Annotated in this window: 18 protein-coding genes; 8 read left to right on the top strand and 10 right to left on the bottom strand. The window is 65.3% G+C overall.

Features of this window, described 5'->3' with window-relative positions; all coding sequences use genetic code 11:
- Positions 1-115: 115 nt before the first annotated feature.
- Positions 116-1,588 carry a LysM peptidoglycan-binding domain-containing protein gene (locus tag AXZ77_RS05815; RefSeq protein WP_098410407.1) on the bottom strand — a complete coding sequence of 491 codons (1,473 nt, stop codon included), beginning with the start codon at positions 1,586-1,588 and terminating at the stop codon, positions 116-118.
- A 135-nt stretch (positions 1,589-1,723) separates the two neighbouring features.
- Here AXZ77_RS05815 and AXZ77_RS05810 point away from each other — a divergent pair, with 135 nt between their 5' ends.
- A complete protein-coding gene (locus AXZ77_RS05810; protein ID WP_098410406.1) occupies positions 1,724-2,278 on the top strand; it encodes a TIGR00730 family Rossman fold protein in 555 nt (184 codons plus the stop codon).
- Here the strand turns inward: AXZ77_RS05810 and rarD are convergent.
- Positions 2,264-3,205, bottom strand: coding sequence for an EamA family transporter RarD (gene rarD / locus AXZ77_RS05805; protein WP_098410405.1), 942 nt, complete (start codon positions 3,203-3,205; stop codon positions 2,264-2,266). The two genes, AXZ77_RS05810 and rarD, sit on opposite strands and share 15 nt — an antisense overlap.
- 133 nt (positions 3,206-3,338) lie before the next feature.
- On the opposite strand from rarD, the gene AXZ77_RS05800 reads away from it, so the two are divergent.
- Positions 3,339-4,184 carry a DUF1206 domain-containing protein gene (locus tag AXZ77_RS05800; protein WP_098410404.1) on the top strand — a complete coding sequence of 282 codons (846 nt, stop codon included), beginning with the start codon at positions 3,339-3,341 and terminating at the stop codon, positions 4,182-4,184.
- A gap of 214 nt (positions 4,185-4,398) precedes the next feature.
- Here AXZ77_RS05800 and AXZ77_RS05795 read toward each other — a convergent pair whose 3' ends face one another.
- The 5 genes from AXZ77_RS05795 to AXZ77_RS05775 all read right to left on the bottom strand — a co-directional run bounded on the left by AXZ77_RS05795 (position 4,399) and on the right by AXZ77_RS05775 (position 8,157).
- On the bottom strand, positions 4,399-4,854 hold the full coding sequence (locus AXZ77_RS05795; protein WP_098410403.1) for a host attachment protein: 456 nt from the start codon (positions 4,852-4,854) through the stop codon (positions 4,399-4,401).
- On the bottom strand, positions 4,854-5,081 hold the full coding sequence (locus AXZ77_RS05790; protein WP_098412449.1) for a hypothetical protein: 228 nt from the start codon (positions 5,079-5,081) through the stop codon (positions 4,854-4,856). Before AXZ77_RS05790 ends, AXZ77_RS05795 begins: the two co-directional genes overlap by 1 nt.
- A gap of 159 nt (positions 5,082-5,240) precedes the next feature.
- Entirely contained in the window at positions 5,241-5,840 is a 600-nt protein-coding gene (locus AXZ77_RS05785; RefSeq protein WP_078519601.1) for a superoxide dismutase, read from the bottom strand.
- Positions 5,841-5,942: 102 nt separating this feature from the next.
- Positions 5,943-6,788, bottom strand: a complete 846-nt coding sequence (locus AXZ77_RS05780; RefSeq protein ID WP_098410402.1) for a DMT family transporter — start codon at positions 6,786-6,788, stop codon at positions 5,943-5,945.
- 349 nt (positions 6,789-7,137) lie between these two features.
- Positions 7,138-8,157 carry a ribose-phosphate pyrophosphokinase gene (locus AXZ77_RS05775; protein ID WP_078519603.1) on the bottom strand — a complete coding sequence of 340 codons (1,020 nt, stop codon included), beginning with the start codon at positions 8,155-8,157 and terminating at the stop codon, positions 7,138-7,140.
- A 111-nt stretch (positions 8,158-8,268) separates the two neighbouring features.
- On the opposite strand from AXZ77_RS05775, the gene AXZ77_RS05770 reads away from it, so the two are divergent.
- From AXZ77_RS05770 to purF, 5 genes are all read left to right on the top strand, one after another.
- Positions 8,269-8,868, top strand: coding sequence for a 2-hydroxychromene-2-carboxylate isomerase (locus tag AXZ77_RS05770; RefSeq protein WP_098410401.1), 600 nt, complete (start codon positions 8,269-8,271; stop codon positions 8,866-8,868).
- Positions 8,869-9,684: an alpha/beta fold hydrolase gene (locus AXZ77_RS05765; protein ID WP_098410400.1), complete on the top strand. Its 816-nt coding sequence runs from the start codon at positions 8,869-8,871 to the stop codon at positions 9,682-9,684.
- A 4-nt stretch (positions 9,685-9,688) separates the two neighbouring features.
- Positions 9,689-11,053, top strand: coding sequence for a DNA repair protein RadA (gene radA, locus AXZ77_RS05760; RefSeq protein ID WP_078539678.1), 1,365 nt, complete (start codon positions 9,689-9,691; stop codon positions 11,051-11,053).
- A gap of 22 nt (positions 11,054-11,075) precedes the next feature.
- On the top strand, positions 11,076-11,687 hold the full coding sequence (locus AXZ77_RS05755) for a CvpA family protein (RefSeq protein WP_078519607.1): 612 nt from the start codon (positions 11,076-11,078) through the stop codon (positions 11,685-11,687).
- Between the two features lie 105 nt (positions 11,688-11,792).
- Positions 11,793-13,271: an amidophosphoribosyltransferase gene (purF, locus tag AXZ77_RS05750; RefSeq protein WP_078519608.1), complete on the top strand. Its 1,479-nt coding sequence runs from the start codon at positions 11,793-11,795 to the stop codon at positions 13,269-13,271.
- 68 nt (positions 13,272-13,339) lie between these two features.
- Here the strand turns inward: purF and AXZ77_RS05745 are convergent, their stop codons facing one another.
- The 3 genes from AXZ77_RS05745 to AXZ77_RS05735 are packed head-to-tail and all read right to left on the bottom strand — an operon-like array spanning position 13,340 to position 14,713.
- Entirely contained in the window at positions 13,340-13,762 is a 423-nt protein-coding gene (locus tag AXZ77_RS05745) for an MliC family protein (protein WP_098410399.1), read from the bottom strand.
- A complete protein-coding gene (locus AXZ77_RS05740; RefSeq protein WP_078519610.1) occupies positions 13,759-14,136 on the bottom strand; it encodes a cell division protein ZapA in 378 nt (125 codons plus the stop codon). The genes AXZ77_RS05745 and AXZ77_RS05740 overlap by 4 nt, the downstream gene beginning before the upstream one ends.
- Complete coding sequence (locus AXZ77_RS05735; protein WP_098410398.1) at positions 14,129-14,713, bottom strand: hypothetical protein; 585 nt, start codon at positions 14,711-14,713, stop codon at positions 14,129-14,131. The genes AXZ77_RS05740 and AXZ77_RS05735 overlap by 8 nt, the downstream gene beginning before the upstream one ends.
- Before the next feature lie 200 nt (positions 14,714-14,913).
- Here AXZ77_RS05735 and tkt point away from each other — a divergent pair, with 200 nt between their 5' ends.
- The gene (gene tkt / locus AXZ77_RS05730; RefSeq protein WP_098410397.1) at positions 14,914-16,932 is read left to right on the top strand and encodes a transketolase; all 2,019 of its coding nucleotides are present in this window, start codon (positions 14,914-14,916) and stop codon (positions 16,930-16,932) included.
- Positions 16,933-16,960 lie beyond the last annotated feature (28 nt).

Genomic DNA, 16,960 nt, shown 5'->3' with positions numbered 1-16,960 from the left:
CTAAAATATCCCGGGGGCTCCCGTCAGGGAGCGGGGCAGCGCCCCTCACGGGGCAAACCTGCGCGCAACCTACTCGGCGGCGCGCAGGAGTCCAGCCATGCAAGCGGTCTGTGCGCTACTGCGCAGCCTCGGCAGGTTGTGCATCGGGGGCGGGAATATTGAAGACCTGCCCCGGATAGATCAGGTCGGGGTCGCGGATCTGGTCGCGATTGGCATCGAAGACCCGCACATAGAGGAACCCGTCGCCATAGACCTCGCGCGCGATCGCCCAGAGCGTATTGCCCTTCACGATCTGCACCACCTTCACAGCGTCGCCGACCTCGCCGGTCGCGCGCACCGAAGCCGCCTGCGCACCGGTCGGATCGGCGGCGTTGGCCACGAGGATCTCGTCGGGCTGGTCGAAGCCGGTCTCGGCCCGCGCGACCACCTTGCCGGACGCATCCTGCGCATCGATCCGCAGCTTATGCTCGCCCGTGCCCAAGCCAGGCAGGTTAAGCGACCAGCGCCCATCCGCGCCCGGCTGCGCCTCGGCGACGAGCGTGTCGTCGAGATAGGCGCTGAGCGTCGTGCCCTCGGGCGCGCCGCGCCCTTCGCTGCGCGCAACCTCGCCCGAGCCGAAGGAGATCGTGTCGATCACCAGATCGTCGCTTTTCGGAGCAAGCAGCCGCGCGCCATCGGCATCCGCGATGAGCGGGGCTGCCGGCGGCGTGGGTGTGGAGGGGGCCGCGTCGCTCGCGGATGCGGCGGACGCGCCTGCGTCAGTGCCGGTCATTGCCGCACCATCTGTCGCCGAGGCAGTCGCCCCGGCGCTACCATCTTTCGCACCATCCGCAGCCGCTCCGGACGTCGCACTCTCCCCTGCCGAAGCGAGGCGCTCCTGTTTCGGCTGGCCGCGCAGCACGAGCGTCTCGGCGCTGTCACGCGTGATGCCATCCGCGCCGGTCACCCGCAGCGAGAGCGCGCGCGGGCCATCGGAAGGCGGGAGATCGAAGAGCGAAGCGAAGCTGCCACTGCCATCGGCCAGCGTGCTCGCCACGACTTTCCCATCCACCAGGATATCGAGCTTGGCGCCCGGTTCGGCCCGCCCGGCGAGCGTCACCGATCCGTCGGGCGTGGCCCGCAGCGCATCGAATTGCACCTGAGAGAGCGCCTTGTCGTCACCCGCCGCCCTCGCAGTGGTGCTGTCAGCCCCCGCCTCGGTCCCGGTGGCGGACGCCGCGGCCGTAGCCTCCGCGCCCTGACCGTCGACCGTTTCAACAAGCTTGTCGGTGGGCTCCTCTGCCAGCGGAGCCACGGCACTTGCCGCCTCTTCCGCTTCCTGAGCCACGGTTTCCACGCCTTGCTTTTGTGGCGCGGCAGTGCCGGAGGCCGTCTCCGCGCCCCCCTCTTGTGTCGTTTGCGGCGCCCCTGCGGAACCGGTCGCGGCAGTGGTATCTGTCCCCGATGGCTGCATCCCTTCGCGTTCCACCGGGCGCAGAACGCCCCAAAGCACCAGCCCCAAGACCACGAGGAGCAGTGCGACCGCCCCCCCTTTCACCGCCCCGAGCCCGGTGCTCTCGACTGGTTGATCCGTCACGTTTTCATTCATTTAAGTCCCGCCTTCACGTCATCCCTCGGGGCCTGCCGCCTGTTCTTATGTGCGGCTAGGTCACCCGGTCCCTTGAGGGAACTTATCAACCCCGGTATCACCGCTCAATAACAATGCATTTTCGGAGACACCGTCATGACCCTTCCCCGTTCCGTCTGTGTCTATTGCGGCTCTCGTTCGGGCGCGAAGCCTGCTTATGCGGCAGCAGCGCAGGAAACCGGAGAGATGCTCGCCGCGCGCGACTGGCAGCTGGTCTACGGCGCGGGCGATGTCGGGCTGATGGGAGAGGTCGCGCGCGCGGCGCAAACCGCGGGCGGGCGCACCTTCGGCGTGATCCCCGAGCACCTCTTCCCGCGCGAGGTCGGCAAGCGCGATCTGACCACCTTCGTCGTCACCGAGACGATGCACGAGCGCAAGAAGGTGATGTTCATGAATGCCGATGCGGTGGTCGTGCTGCCGGGCGGTGCGGGCTCGCTCGATGAGCTCTTCGAAGTGCTGACCTGGCGCCAGATCGGCCTGCATGAGAAGCCGATCTATCTGCTCAATATCGAGGGCTACTGGGCCCCACTCGAGGCGCTGATCGACCATGTCATCGGCGAGGGCTTCGCGGATGCGTCGCTGCGCGATCTCGTCGTGACGGTCGACAGCGTGGCGGAGCTGGAACGCGCGCTCGTCTCAGCTTTCGCCTAAACCGCGCTGCGTGACGGGCTGTGCCGCAGGCTGCGGGCGGCGCATCCGCAGGTTGGCGCTGGAATAGAGCGCGAGCGCCGTCCAGATCAACCCCAGAGCGATCGCGTGCCAGATCGTGACCGTCTCGCCGAAGGCCAATGTCGCCACGGCGAATTGCAGCGTCGGGTTGAGATATTGCACCAGCCCCACGGTCGCCATCCGCACGCGCTGCGCCGCATAGGCGAACAGCAGCAAAGGCGTGCCGGTGAGCGGGCCGGAGAAGATCAGGAGCAGCGTCGTTTTCCAGTCGCCGCCGAAATGGCCCGCACCGGGCGCGCTGCCCCACCAACCCGCGTGATAGCCCCAGAGCACAATCAACGCGACCGGCGAGAGCAGCAGTACCTCGGCACAGACCGAGACCATCGGACCCGCGCGCAGCCCCTTCTTGATCAGCCCGTAAGTGCCGAAAGTCGCGGCAAGGATCAGCGAGACCCACGGCGCAACGCCCAGCCCGATCGTCAGGACGATGACCGCCGTGGCGGCCAGCGCGACAGCCATCCACTGCCGCGTGCTCAGCGCCTCGCGATAGACGATCAGCCCGAGGACGACGGCCACGAGCGGGAAGATGTAATAGCCCAGCGACGCCTGCACCGCATGGCCGAAATGGACCGACCAGATGAAGGTGAACCAGTTGGCCGAGATCATGAGCGCCGCCGTCGCGATCACCAGCGCCCCGCGCCCGCGACGTTCCGCCAGCGCGATCCAAAGCTCGCCAAGGCGGCCTTTCAGCCCGAGGATCACGGCGAAGAACAGGAAGGACCAGAGCGTGCGATGGGCGAGCACCTCGATCGGCGGCATCCCGTCGAGCATTTTGTAATAGAGGCCCGACAGCCCCCAGATGACGCAGGCCGTCACCATCGCCCAGAAGCCCTTGACCGCCTCGTTCATCGAAATTCCCTTCTCTCAACCGCGTGACCCTGACCGATTGGCGGGCGAAAGGAAAGGCCGCGGCTCACGGGAACCTGTGCGCTTGTCCACGCATTGGGTCTGCGTCAATTCACAGTACCGAGAGAGACCGCCAATGTCCGCCACCGACAGCCACGACCCCGACGATTTCGCCTGGGCAGTGCCCGTCATGCGCACGGGCTACGGGGGGCGCGGGCTGGTCTATCTCGTCGTCGCCGGCGTCTCGCTCTGGTCGCTGTTTCATGGCGGCAGTGCCGAGGGCACCAAGCAGGTGCTGCAGAAGCTCTCGAGCGGCTGGGGCGCCGTGGTGCTGGTCGCCATCGCGCTCGGCATGGCGGCATATGCGATCTGGCGTGTGGTGGATGCGCTCTGGGACCTCGAAGCCTATGGCTCCGAGATGAAGGGGTGGGTCGCGCGGATCGGCCTCGTGGTCAGCGGCCTCGTCCATCTGGGCATCGGCGGTATCGCCGTGACGGCTCTGGTCGCCCGCGCTAGCGGCGACAACGGGACAAGCAAACTGGTCTCCACGATCCTGAGCGCACCGATGGGCCGGATCGCGCTTGGCGTCATAGGGCTGATCGTGATCGGCGCGGGCGGCTACTACCTCTATAAGGGGATCACCAAGGCCTACCTGAAACATCTGCAAGCCAACGAGGTTACCCGGCGCGCCAATATCGTGCTGCAGGCGGGGCTTGTGGCGCAGGGCGTGGTGATCGCGCTCATGGGCGCGCTGATCGTCTATGCCGCCTATAGCTACGACCCGTCGAGCGCGGGCGGCCTCGGCAAGGTGTTCGACTGGCTGCGCGGACACCCGTTCGGACAATTTCTGACCGGGGCGATCTGCGTGGGCCTTCTCGGGTTCGCCGTGTTCTGCTTCGTCAACGCCGTCTATCGGATCGTGCCGCGCGCCAGCGACCCCGATATCGAGACGCTCAAGCAGAGCCTTGAGAGCGACGAATGAGCCGCCTAGATCCTCCCCAACCAACCAACGCCGCGCGGGTCTCGCGCGGCGTTTTTACTTTGCTCGACAGACGGCCGGAGACGCATGGCGGGTTGAACGATCCGTGGCGTTCTGACCAACAGCGCAAGGCCCCACTCCCCTCTCGAATTCCCAATGAAAAAGCGCCGCGCGAGACCCGCACGGCGCTTTTCCTGTCATCTTGGCGAGGCGCGGCTCAGGCGGTCGCGAGTTCTTCCTTCACCAGCTTCTCGATCTCGTCGCGAGGGTGATTGGTCAACGTCTTGTCGATCTCGGCCACCACCACGTCGGAGACTTCCTTATGCAGTGCAGAGCGGATCTCGCCCAGGACGCGCGGCGCCGCAACGATCACCAGCCGCTCGATCCGGCCCTTATGAACCATCTTGTAGAGCCGCTCTGCCAGATCGTCGGCGAAGCGCATTTTCGCCAGCTCGTGCCAGTCGGTCTCCTGGAAGGCCGAGCGATGGCCGGGGCCGTCATCGGCCATGCGGCCGGGGCTGTCGGTGCCCTGCTCGTGATCCGGCGGGTTCTCCTGCTCGTCGATGCGGCGCACGACGAGGTTGGGATCCTGGTCGTCCATCATGTTTTCAAGAAACAGCGCCTTCTCGCCATCCGCGATCACAACCCAGGTGCCTTTGGAAAGCTTGGTCATCACATCTTCTCCTTTTCACCGCTGTCGCGCTCGTCGCCGCCCAACGGACGGGTCGCGCCTGCCGAAGTTTCATCCAGGCGTTTCTTCTCGTCGCGGGTGCCGACCTTGCGATTGAGGTTCCCGCCCGAGCTGCCTTGCCCCTGCGGCGTGTCGATATTCTCGGGCTTCTCGCCGAGGACCTCTTCGGTTTCGCGCTTGCCGTCCTTGGAACGAATACGCTCTGCCATCATATCCTCCTCTTGGTTTCTGGTAGCTGTCAAGAAAACCGATTTGGCAGGGTCGCGGTTCCTGCTTTGCAGACTTTCCGTTCCGGCAATCATCACCGGCACAAAAACGAAAAAGGGCGCCCCGCAGGACGCCCTTCCAATTCGTATCGCGCGCGGAAATTACATGCGCGACGCGACGTTTTCCCAGTTCACCAGCTTGTCGAGGAAGTTCGACAGGTAGGCGGGGCGCTTGTTGCGGAAATCGATGTAGTAGGAGTGCTCCCACACGTCGCAGCCCAGAAGCGCGGTCTGGCCGAAGCACAGCGGGTTCACGCCGTTCTCGGTCTTGGTCACTTTCAGCGACCCGTCGGTGTCCTTCACGAGCCATGCCCAGCCCGAGCCGAACTGGCCCGCGCCTGCGGCGGCGAAGTCTTCCTTGAACTTGTCGACCGAGCCGAAGCTTTCGGTCAGCGCCTTTTCCAGCTCGCCCGGCATGGCCGAGGCGCCCGGACCCATCATTTCCCAGAACTGGGTGTGGTTCCAATGCTGCGAGGCGTTGTTGAAGATGCCGCTCTGCGCAACCGCGTTCGGCTGGTAGGTGCCCTTCACGATCTCTTCGACCGACTTGCCTTCCCATTCGGTACCGGCAATCGCCTTGTTGCCGTTATCGACATAGGCCTTGTGGTGAATGTCGTGGTGATATTCGAGGGTTTCCTTCGACATGCCGAGATCCGCGAGTGCGTCGTGGGCATAGGGAAGATCGGGAAGTTCAAAAGCCATGATGTCCTCTCATTAGTTCGAAGGTACGTGTGTCAAACACTAAAGAAGCGCTGGAGGTTCCGAGGTCAAGCCGTTTCCGGCCCGAAAATCCGAGAGATGCGCTCAGGTTTTTCGCCTCAGCGAGAGGGCGATCCCGCCGATCACCAGCGCCGCGGCCAGCCAGAAGCGTTCCGAAGGCGTCTCCGCGAGCAAAACCGCCCCGCCCAGCGCCGCGATCAAGGGCACGGAGAGTTGAGCGATGGCGGCGAGGCTCGCGGGGATTTGGGGTATCACGCGATACCACAGCGCATAGCCCAGCCCCGAGGTGACCGCGCCCGAGAGGATCGCAGGCGTCCAGCCCCAGCTTTCTCCCTGCCCCCAATCGCCCGCGCCAAGCATCCAGATCAGCGCCAGCGGCGTGGCGAGTGCGAAATTGAGTGCGGTGGCGACCAGCGGATCGCCCGTGCGTCGTCCGTTGAGCGAATAGAGCCCCCAGCCGATCCCGGCCAGCGCCATCATCGCAAATCCGCGCGGGTCGATATGAGCGGCACCCGAGGCGGGCAGCAGCAGAACAGCCAGCCCCGCAAAGGCCAGCCCCGCCCCGATCCAGCGCCAGAGCGAGATCGCCTCTCGCAGCCATAGCGCGCCTGCGAACATGGTGATCTGCACCATCCCGAACAGCGTCAGCGCGCCGACGCCCGCATCGATCAGCCCGCTCGCGATGGAGAACCCGAAGATATAAAGCGCGAGCGTCGCGACCCCGGCCGCCAGCACCGCGCCCGGCAGCCGCAGCCCGCGCGCGCCTTTGGCCCGGATCGCAAGGATCAACAGCACCAGCGCCCCCGAGGCGAGCCGCACGAAGCCCGTCGTGGCAGGGCCCCATCCCGCATCATGCACCGCCATCCGGTTGAGCACCGAATTGGCCGCGAAGGCGACCATGACGAGGGCGGTAAGGGCGAAAAGGCGCATGCTCAAGTCATCGCCGCGCCACGCGGCGCTGTCCAGCCCGACCTTTGGCCGACGCGAAAACAATGGCTTCGACGCCCGGCCCTATACATCGCGGGACCGTTGCCGCACGATGCTATTGCTAGGGATTGACACGGAGGAGCCTGATCATGGCGAAGAAAGCGAAGCTCAAGGAGCTGAAACAGGAAGTGAAGACGCGCAAGGCCAAGGTCGAGCGTCAGGAAAAGAAGCTGAAAGAGGCGAAGAAGGCGCTCAAGAAAGCCTCGTAACCCGGCGCTCGGGCTCGGGCGCAATGAAAAAGGCCCGGATCGCTTAGATCCGGGCCTTTTTCTTGTCTCGGGCGAGCCGCGGATCAGTCGCGGGTGTACATGCCCTCGTAGATAGGTACGAGCGTGTCGGTCTCGAAGAGCGACGACACGGACGTGCCCGACCAGGTATTGAGTATCGCCTGCGCGAACATCGGTGCGGTCGGCACGATGCGGATATTGGGGCAAGCTTTCACGGCGTCGGTTGGCTCGATCGAGTCGGTGATGACCAGCGACTTCAGCGCCGAATTGGTCACGCGCTCGACCGCCGGGCCCGACAGGACGCCGTGGGAGATATAGGCGTGAACCTCGGTCGCGCCGTGCTCCATCAACAGATCGGCGGCTTTGCAGAGCGTGCCCGCCGTGTCGACCATGTCGTCGACGATGATGCATTTCTGGCCCTTCACGTCGCCGATCACGGTCATGCCGGCCACTTCGCCCGCCTTCTCGCGGCGCTTGTCGACGATGGAGAGCGGTGCGTCGATCCGCTTGGCCAGCTCACGCGCGCGGGCCACGCCGCCGACGTCGGGCGAGACGACCATGATATCGTCGGTCTGGCCTTTGAAGTTGTGCAGGATATCGAGCGCGAAGACCGGCGAGGCGTAGAGGTTATCCACCGGGATATCGAAGAAGCCCTGGATCTGGGCTGCATGCAGGTCGAGCGTCAGGATGCGGTCGACCCCGGCTTCGGTCAGCAGGTTCGCAACCAGCTTGGCCGAGATCGGCGTGCGGGCCTTGGTGCGGCGATCCTGACGGGCATAGCCGAAATAGGGGATCACGGCGGTGATGCGATCGGCCGAAGAGCGTTTGAGCGCGTCGGTGATGATCAGCAACTCCATCAGGTTGTCATTGGCCGGGTTCGAGGTCGGCTGGATGATGAACATGTCCTCGCCGCGAACGTTCTCGAAAACTTCGACGAAAATCTCGCCATCGTTGAAACGCTCGACCCGCGCATCCACCAAACCGACTGACATGCCGCGATGCATCGACATGCGCCGCGCGATGGATTGCGCGAGCGGTTTGTTGGAATTTCCGGAGATGAGCTTCGGTTCAGTGACGACGGACATGGGCCAGTTCCTTCGTGACGCCGGTCAGTGCCGGCGGGATTCGCTTGATTGCGCCTGCCTTAGCACCGGGGTAGCGTGGCGGCAATTTCGACTGTCAAGAAAGTGTTATGAATGGCACGGATCGACTACTATTTCGGCACGTTCAGCCCCTGGGCCTACCTCGGCGGACCGCGATTCGAAGAAATCGCGACGCGTCACGGGGCCGAAGTCACCTATAAACCGCTCGATCTTCTGGGCCTGTTCGACCGCACCGGCGGGGTGCGCCCGGCGCAGCGCCACCAGAGCCGGATGGAATACCGGATGCAGGAGCTCAAGCGCTGGTCGGCGCGGCTCGGGATGGAGATGAACACCACCCCGCCCGGCTATCCGCCGAACCCCGCACCGTCCTCCTACGCGATCATCGCGGCGCAAAAAGCCGGTGGCGGCGATGTGGGCGGTCTGGTGAACGCGATCCTGCGCGCCTGCTGGGCCGAGGATAAGGACATCGCCTCGGACGAGGTGATCCGCGCGGCGCTCGAAGCCAACGGCTTCGACGGCAATCTGGCGACCACCGGCCTCTTCGATGGCGCGGTCACCTATGAGAAGAACCTCGAGGACGCGGTCGAGGCCGGGGTCTTCGGCTCGCCCTTCTATATCGTGACCGATACCGACGAGCGGTTCTGGGGTCAGGACCATCTGGAGCTGCTCGACGACTATCTGGGGACGCTCTGAATGCCGCGTGATCAACGACAAGGGGCGGAAGTGTTCTGGCAAAGCTTCGGTCAGGGCGAGCGCCCCGCCATCGCGATCCATTGCACGCTCGGCAGTTCGAACCTCTGGGCGAAGGCGCTGATACCGCTCGGCCAGCAGATCCATGCCGTCGCCTTCGATCAGCCGAGCCACGGGCAATCCGCGCCGTGGCGCGGCGATGTGAGCGAGCCGGGCGGTTTCCAGACGCAGGTGACGCGCATCGCGGCGAGCTTCATCGAGCGCCCCGTGGACCTGATCGGGCATAGTTTCGGTGCCTCGGTCGCGCTGCGTATCGCGGTGGGCGCCCCCGAGGCCGTCCGCTCGCTGACCTTGATCGAGCCGGTGCTGTTCGCAGCCCTCCCCGAGGACGACCCGGATTGGCAGGACCTGCGCGCCAAGCAGGACCATTTCGAGCAATTGATAGAAGCGGGCGATTACGAGCCTGCCGCGCGCGGCTTCATGCGCGACTGGGGCACCGGTCAGCCGTGGGACAGCTATTCCGAGACGCAGCGCGAGCGCTTCACCGCGTGCATGCCGATGGTCGAGAACATCAGCCGCGCCAATTTCGAAGATCCGGCACAGATCGCGCGGCCCGACGGGATCGAGCAGATCGACGCGCCCACGATGATCATCCACGGCGACCGCTCGCCCGCGACGATGCCGAAAGTGGCCGAGGCGATCGCTGCGCGGTTGCCCGATGTGGGCGTCGCCTGTGTCGAGGGCGCGGGCCATATGCTGCCCGCCACCCATCCCGAGCAATGTGCGAGCCTGATCGCCGCCAATCTGGACCGCAGCTGACCTTATGGCCAAGCAATCCGCGATCTTCCGCTGTGCCGAATGCGGCGCGACGCACGCCAAATGGTCCGGGCGTTGCGACGCCTGCGGGGCGTGGAACTCGATCCACGAAGAAGCGCCGATCTCGACCACGCCCGGCTCTGGGATGAAGGGCGCGAAAGGCAAGGTGATCCCGCTCACCGCGCTCGACACGAAGGAAACCCCGCCTGCCCGCGTGAAATCGGGCATGGAGGAATTGGACCGGGTCTTGGGCGGCGGTCTGGTCGCGGCCTCGGCGGTTCTGGTGGGCGGCGATCCGGGCATCGGGAAATCGACGCTTTTGCTGCAAGCGACGGCCAGCTTCGCCCGCAAAGGCGTGAAGGCGCTCTATATCTCGGGCGAGGAAGCGGCGAGCCAGGTGCGGATGCGCGCGCAACGTCTTGGGCTTGCCGATGCGCCGGTCGGTCTGGGCGCGGAAACGTCCCTGCGCGACATCCTGACGACGCTGGAAACCGAGCGCCCCGACCTCGTGATCATCGATTCGATCCAGACCATGTGGTCGGACAATGTCGACAGCGCGCCGGGATCGGTGAGCCAGCTGCGCGCCGCTGCACACGAATTGGTGAGCTTCGCCAAAAAGCGCGGCACCGCCGTGATCCTCGTGGGTCATGTGACCAAGGAAGGCCAGATCGCCGGCCCGCGCGTGATCGAGCATATGGTCGACACGGTGCTCTATTTCGAGGGCGAGCGCGGTCATCAGTTCCGTATTCTGCGCGCGGTGAAGAACCGCTTCGGCCCGGCTTCCGAGATCGGCGTCTTCGAGATGACCGGCGCGGGTCTGGCCGAGGTCGCCAACCCCTCGGCCCTGTTCCTGTCCGAGCGCGGTCAACCCGCACCGGGCTCGGCGGTTTTCGCAGGAATTGAAGGCACGCGACCGGTGCTGACCGAGATTCAAGCGCTGGTTGCACCCTCCACGCTCGCCTCGCCGCGACGCACCGTGGTCGGGCTCGACAGCGGACGGATCTCAACCATTCTCGCGGTGCTGGAATCGCGCTGCGGCATCCCGTTTGCGGGGCTCGACGTGTTCCTGAATGTCGCGGGCGGCATGAAGGTCGTGGAGCCCGCAGCCGACCTCGCCGCTGCCGCAGCCCTTCTCAGCGCGCGCGAAGATGTGGCACTGCCTGCCGATATGGTCATTTTCGGCGAAATCAGCCTGTCGGGCGCGCTGCGTCCCGTGGGTCAGGCGGAAAACAGGTTGAAAGAAGCGGCGAAACTTGGTTTTTCACAGGCGATCGCACCCTCGGGAACGAAAGCCGAAGGGTCGAGCGGGATGGCATTGCGCAAGCTGGGCGATCTCGTGACATTTACCGGGGAGATGTTCGGCGCCGGTTAACGCCGAGAACATAGGAGCGCAAATGGACGGGTTCACCATTGTCGATGCCATCGTGGCGGTCGTCATCATTCTTTCGGCGATCCTCGCCTATTCGCGAGGCTTCGTGCGTGAGGCGCTGGCCATCGTCGGCTGGATCGCAGCGGCGATCGTCGCCTATATCTTCGCCAACGAGGCACGCCCGCTGGTGCAGCAGATCCCCGGCCTCGACAAGTTCATCGGTCAAAGCTGCGAGCTGGGCATGATCGGCGGCTTCGCAGTGGTCTTCGCCGTCGCGCTGGTCGTGTTTTCGATCCTCACGCCGCTCTTCGCCTCGGCCGTGCAGCGCTCGGCGCTTGGCGGGATCGACCAGGGTCTGGGCTTCCTGTTCGGCGTGCTGCGCGGGGTGGTCCTCGTGGCGGTGGCCTTCGTGGTCTATGACCGCGTGATGAGCAACGACCCCGTGCCGGTGGTCGACGACTCACGTTCGGCCAAAGTGTTCTCGCGCGCCTCGGGCCAACTCGACGAATCGATGCCCGCCGATGCACCCGGCTGGATCGTTCAGCGTTACGAACAACTTGTGGCCGCCTGCCCCGCCCCTCCGGGTGCGGATGCCCCGGCCCGGACGGACGAACTGCCTCCGGCGACCGACAATTGATGTCAGTCACATGACGGTTTTACAGGCGCGAGGGGTTAACACCTCTCGCGTTTGTCTATAAATGGGCCAAAGCGCCCTCCCCTAGCGTCACACGGAGCTGATGACATGTCCTGCCCCGCCGCCCAGAAGACCCACTACGCCCACCCTTTCGACGACGACAAGCTCAAGGAAGAATGCGGCGTCTTCGGTGTTGTCGGCATTTCCGACGCCGCGAATTTCGTGGCCCTCGGTCTTCACGCCCTCCAACACCGCGGTCAGGAAGCGGGCGGCATCGTCGCCCATGACGCCGCCACCGGCTTCAACTCGGCCCACCGTTTCGGCTATGTCCGCGACAACTTCACCAAGTCGAGCCTGATGGAAACGCTGCCGGGCGATGTCGCCATCGGCCATGTGCGCTACTCTACCGCAGGCTCCAAAGGCGCGGTGATCCGCGACATCCAGCCCTTCTTCGGCGAGTTCTCGATGGGCGGCTGCGCGGTCGCCCATAACGGCAACCTGACCAATGCCGACGCGCTGCGCCGCGAGCTGATCGAACGCGGCGCGATCTTCCAGTCGTCGTCGGACAGCGAATGCATCATCCACCTGATGGCGCGCTCGATCCAGCGCAAGCATGCCGACCGGATCGCCGATGCGCTGCGCCGTGTGGAAGGCGCCTTCTCGATCGTCGCGATGACGCGGACCAAGCTGATCGGTGTGCGCGACCCGCTGGGCGTACGCCCGCTGGTGCTGGGCAAGCTGGGCGAGCATGGCTATGTGCTGAGCTCGGAGACCTGCGCGCTCGACATCATCGGTGCGGACTTCGTCCGTGAGATCGATCCGGGCGAGATGGTCGTCATCCAGGACGGTCATATCGAAAGCTCGCGCCCCTTCGGCCCCTCCACCGGCCGTTTCTGCATCTTCGAGCATGTCTATTTCTCGCGCCCCGACAGCATGATCGGCGGCCGCTCGGTCTATGAGACCCGCCGCGCCATCGGTGTGGAACTGGCCCGCGAGGCCCCGGTCGAGGCCGATCTGGTCTGCCCCGTGCCCGACAGCGGCACCCCGGCGGCAATCGGCTACAGCCAGGAAAGCGGCATCCCCTTCGCGCTCGGGATCACCCGCAACCAGTATATGGGCCGCACCTTCATCGAGCCGACCGAGCAGATCCGCAACATGGGCGTGCGCCTCAAGCTCAACGTCAACAAGTCGCTCATTCGCGGCAAGCGGGTGGTCCTTGTCGACGACTCCGTCGTGCGCGGCACCACCTCGCGCAAGATCAAGGATATGATCCTCGATGCGGGCGCGAAGTCGGTGCATTTCCGGATCGCCTCGCCGCCGACCGCATGGCCGTGCTTCTACGGCGTCGACACGCCCAACCGCGACAAGCTGCTGGCGGCTCAGATGACAGAAGAAGAGATGCGCAACTGGGTCGGCGTGGACAGCCTGAAATTCATCTCGCTCGACGGGCTGTATCGCGCCGTGGGCGAGGCCGAGGGCCGCGACAATTCCTGCCCGCAATATTGCGATGCCTGCTTCTCGGGCGAGTATCCGATCACGCCGTCGGATCAGCTGGAAAAAGGTTTCGAAATGAAGGCGGCCGAGTAAGCGCGCGACGCTTCAGGTTACCCGAACGAACAAGACGAGGGCCGCCGCGCTGATCCGCGTTGCGGCCCTTATTCTTGGCGGCAGGCCCTGAGCAGCGGTTGCACCTCGCCATCCTCGGCGATCCAGTCGAGCATCGCCTGCGCGCCGCGCGTCCACCAGACATAGCCGGCTTCGCCCTCGCCATCCTCGGCATATTTCGCACCGTCGGCGGAGCGGATATGGCTCATCACAACCAGCCGCCCCTGTAGGAAGACGACTGCGCGTTGAGGGTCGGTGTCGTTGAGATAGGCGGCATGCACTTCCGCGCCGCGTTCGCAGTGATAGGTGGCGGTCAACACCGCCGGGGGGCCGTCGCCGACGATCGGATTGAGCGGCTCCAACCGCTCGACCGATCCGTCATCCGGGGCCGTGCCCTGCACCGCGTCTTGCGCCGCGACCGGTCCCGCCAGCGCGACACTTGCGAGCGCCGCGCCAAACAGCTCCCGTCTCACGCGTCGTCCTCGACCCGGTCGGCAAGCGACTCCGCGCGCGCGGCGATCTCGGCCAGCGTTTCGGTCACTTCGGGCGGCACGATCGGCACCTCGACATGCGCCGGGTTCGACTGCAACTCGTCGATCTTCGCCTGCAATTCGCCCAGACGGTTCATCGCGTCGCGCAGCTGGTCCTCGATACCTGCGGCCTTGTCGGCCAGCATGAGCCCCGACATCAGCAGCATCCGGCTCTCGGGCACCCGCCCGATCTGGCCCAGAAGCACCTGCGCCTCGCTGTCGAGCATCCCGGCGGCAGAGCGCAGGAAATGTTCTTCACCCTCTTGGCAGGCGACCTGAAAATCGCGGCCGCCGATGGAAATCGTCACCTCAGGCATCGGTCTCCTCCTCGCGGTTCGCCGCTTCGATGATCGGGTCGAGACCCGCGATGATCTGCTCCAGCTCGGCGCTCTCGCCATCGCGCGCGGCGCGCAGGCTTTGCAGCTCGGCCATCAGCGCCTCCTCGGAGAAGGCCACGCCCTCGTCCATCAGCTTGCGATTGGCCGCGACCAGCGCCGCGTTGGCTTGCTTGAGGGCGGCGACTTCCTTGAAAGCGGCTTCCTGCGCGCGCACGGCCGCGCCGTATTTGCGCTCCATCGCGCCCAGCGTGGTGTCCTGTTTCTCGCGGATCGCGCGGACGCGCTCAGAAAGCTGCGCATTGGCTTCCTGCTCGGCGGCGAGCGCGGCTTTCAGCTCGGCCACTTCGGCGGGATCGGCGACAACTTCGGGCGGCGCCTCCGGCACGGGAGGCAGCTCTGCCTCGGCAGGCGGTGCGGTCTCCGGCTCGGGCTGGTGCGTGGCATCCTGCGCGCCTTGCGCCTGCAATGCCTCGCGCTGCTTGAGCGCTTCGACCCCGCGCCCGATCCGTTCGAGCGCGAAAGCGATGCGGCGTTCGTATTCGGCTATGTCACTCATACGCGCCTCCTCGTCCTCATGTTTTTCGCTTGCCATGGCCGAATCGCGGCCGACTGCGGGTTTGGTTAAGTCTAACCTTTTGCGACAGGGCAAGCCCACCCTTTTGCCTCAAGCACTTGTGGGCCGCGCTTGATCTTGGGCCGATCCCTGCTATCAGGGGCGCGGACCCATCCAACAGCTGCCCCGCGAAAGGACGTTTCATGGAAATCGAAGAGCTGCGCGCCGCCCATCCTGAGCATTGGAAACTTGCCTCCGCGATCCGCGCACTGGCGATGGATGCGGTGCAGGCCGCCAATTCCGGTCACCCCGGCATGCCGATGGGCATGGCCGATGTGGCGACCGTTCTGTTCCAGAACCACCTGAAATTCGACGTGAAAAACCCGAAATGGGCGGACCGCGACCGGTTCATCCTGTCGGCGGGCCACGGCTCGATGCTGATCTATTCGCTGCTCTATCTTTGCGGCGACGAGCAGGTCACGCTCGACCAGATCAAGAACTTCCGCCAGTCGGGCGCGCTGACCGCGGGCCACCCCGAGAACTTCCTGCTCGACGCGGTGGAGACCACGACCGGCCCGCTCGGTCAGGGCGTCGCGACCTCGGTCGGCATGGCCATCGCCGAAGAGGCGCTGCGCGCGCAATGGGGCAAGAAGCTCGTCGATCACCGCACCTGGGTCATCGCGGGCGACGGCTGCCTGATGGAAGGCATCAGCCAGGAGGCCATCGGCCTCGCCGGGATGCAGGAACTGTCGAACCTGATCGTGCTGTGGGACAATAACGACATCACCATCGACGGTCGCGTGTCGATGTCCGACAAGACCGACCAGCGCAAGCGCTTCGAGGCGTCGGGCTGGACGGTGTTTGCCTGCGACGGCCACGATCCGGCCTCGATCGACGAGGCGCTGACCAAGGCGAAGAAAGCCAAGGGTCCGGTTCTGGTCGACTGCAAAACCATCATCGGCTTCGGCGCACCGACCAAGGCCGACAGCTATTCGGCCCACGGCTCGCCGCTGGGCGACGAGGAAATCGCGCGCACCAAGGCGATCTATGGCTGGGATCACGGTCCGTTCGAAATCCCCGCCGACGTGAAGTCGCAATGGGAAGCGATCGGCACCCGCGGCGCGGCTGAGCGCGCCGAGTGGGAAGAACGCTTCGGCAAGCTCTCGGCAGCCAAGCAGGCCGAGTTCACCCGCATCATGGAAGGCGGCGTCTCGAAGAAGCTCACCGGCGCGATCCGCAAGTTCAAGAAAGAGCAGGCCGAAGCCGCGCCGAAAGTCGCGACCCGCAAGGCGTCCGAGATGGTGCTGGGCGTGATCAACGCCGCCTGCCCCGAGACCATCGGCGGCTCGGCCGACCTGACCGGCTCGAACCTCACGAAGTCGAAGGACATGACGGTCTTCAACCCGGAGAACCGCAAGGGCCGCTACATCCATTACGGCATCCGCGAGCATGGCATGGCCGCGGCGATGAACGGCCAGTGGCTGCATGGCGGCGTGCGCCCCTATGGCGGCACGTTCTTCTGCTTCACCGACTACGCGCGCGGCGCGATGCGTCTGTCGGCGCTGATGAAAGTGCCGACCGTCTATGTCATGACCCATGACTCCATCGGTCTGGGCGAAGACGGCCCGACCCACCAGCCGGTCGAGCATCTCGCGATCTGCCGCGCGACGCCGAACACGCTGACCTTCCGCCCCGCCGATGTCATCGAGACCGCCGAGGCATGGGAAATCGCGATGAACCAGGAGGGCACGCCCTCGGTTCTGGCGCTGTCGCGTCAGGGTCTGCCGACGCTGCGCACCGAGTACAAGCCGCAGAACCTCACCGCGCGCGGCGCCTATGTTCTGGCCGAGGCCGACGGCAAGCGTCAGGTGATCCTGATGGCAACCGGCTCGGAAGTGGAAATCGCGCTGAAAGCCCGCGAGATGCTGCAGAAGGAAGCGATCGGCACCCGTGTCGTCTCGATGCCCTGCATGGAACTGTTCGCCGAGCAGGACGAGGCCTATCGCAAGCGCGTGTTGCCGCCGAACTCGGTCCGCGTGGCCGTCGAGGCTGCCGTGCGCCAGCCGTGGGACCGTTGGCTTCTGGGCGAGCGTGGCCGCGAGGCGAAAGCCGGCTTCGTGGGCATGGAGGGCTTCGGCGCCTCCGCCCCCGCAGGCGAGCTTTACGAGAAGTTCGGGATCACCCCCGAGGCCGTGGCCGAGAAGGTCAAGAGCCTCCTCTGATGGCTCTGCCCGGCTTGAAAGCGACTGC

The sequence above is a fragment of the Thioclava sp. ES.031 genome (assembly GCF_002563775.1).
Taxonomy (GTDB): Bacteria; Pseudomonadota; Alphaproteobacteria; order Rhodobacterales; family Rhodobacteraceae; genus Thioclava.
This window is presented reverse-complemented; position numbering and strand designations above follow the sequence as displayed.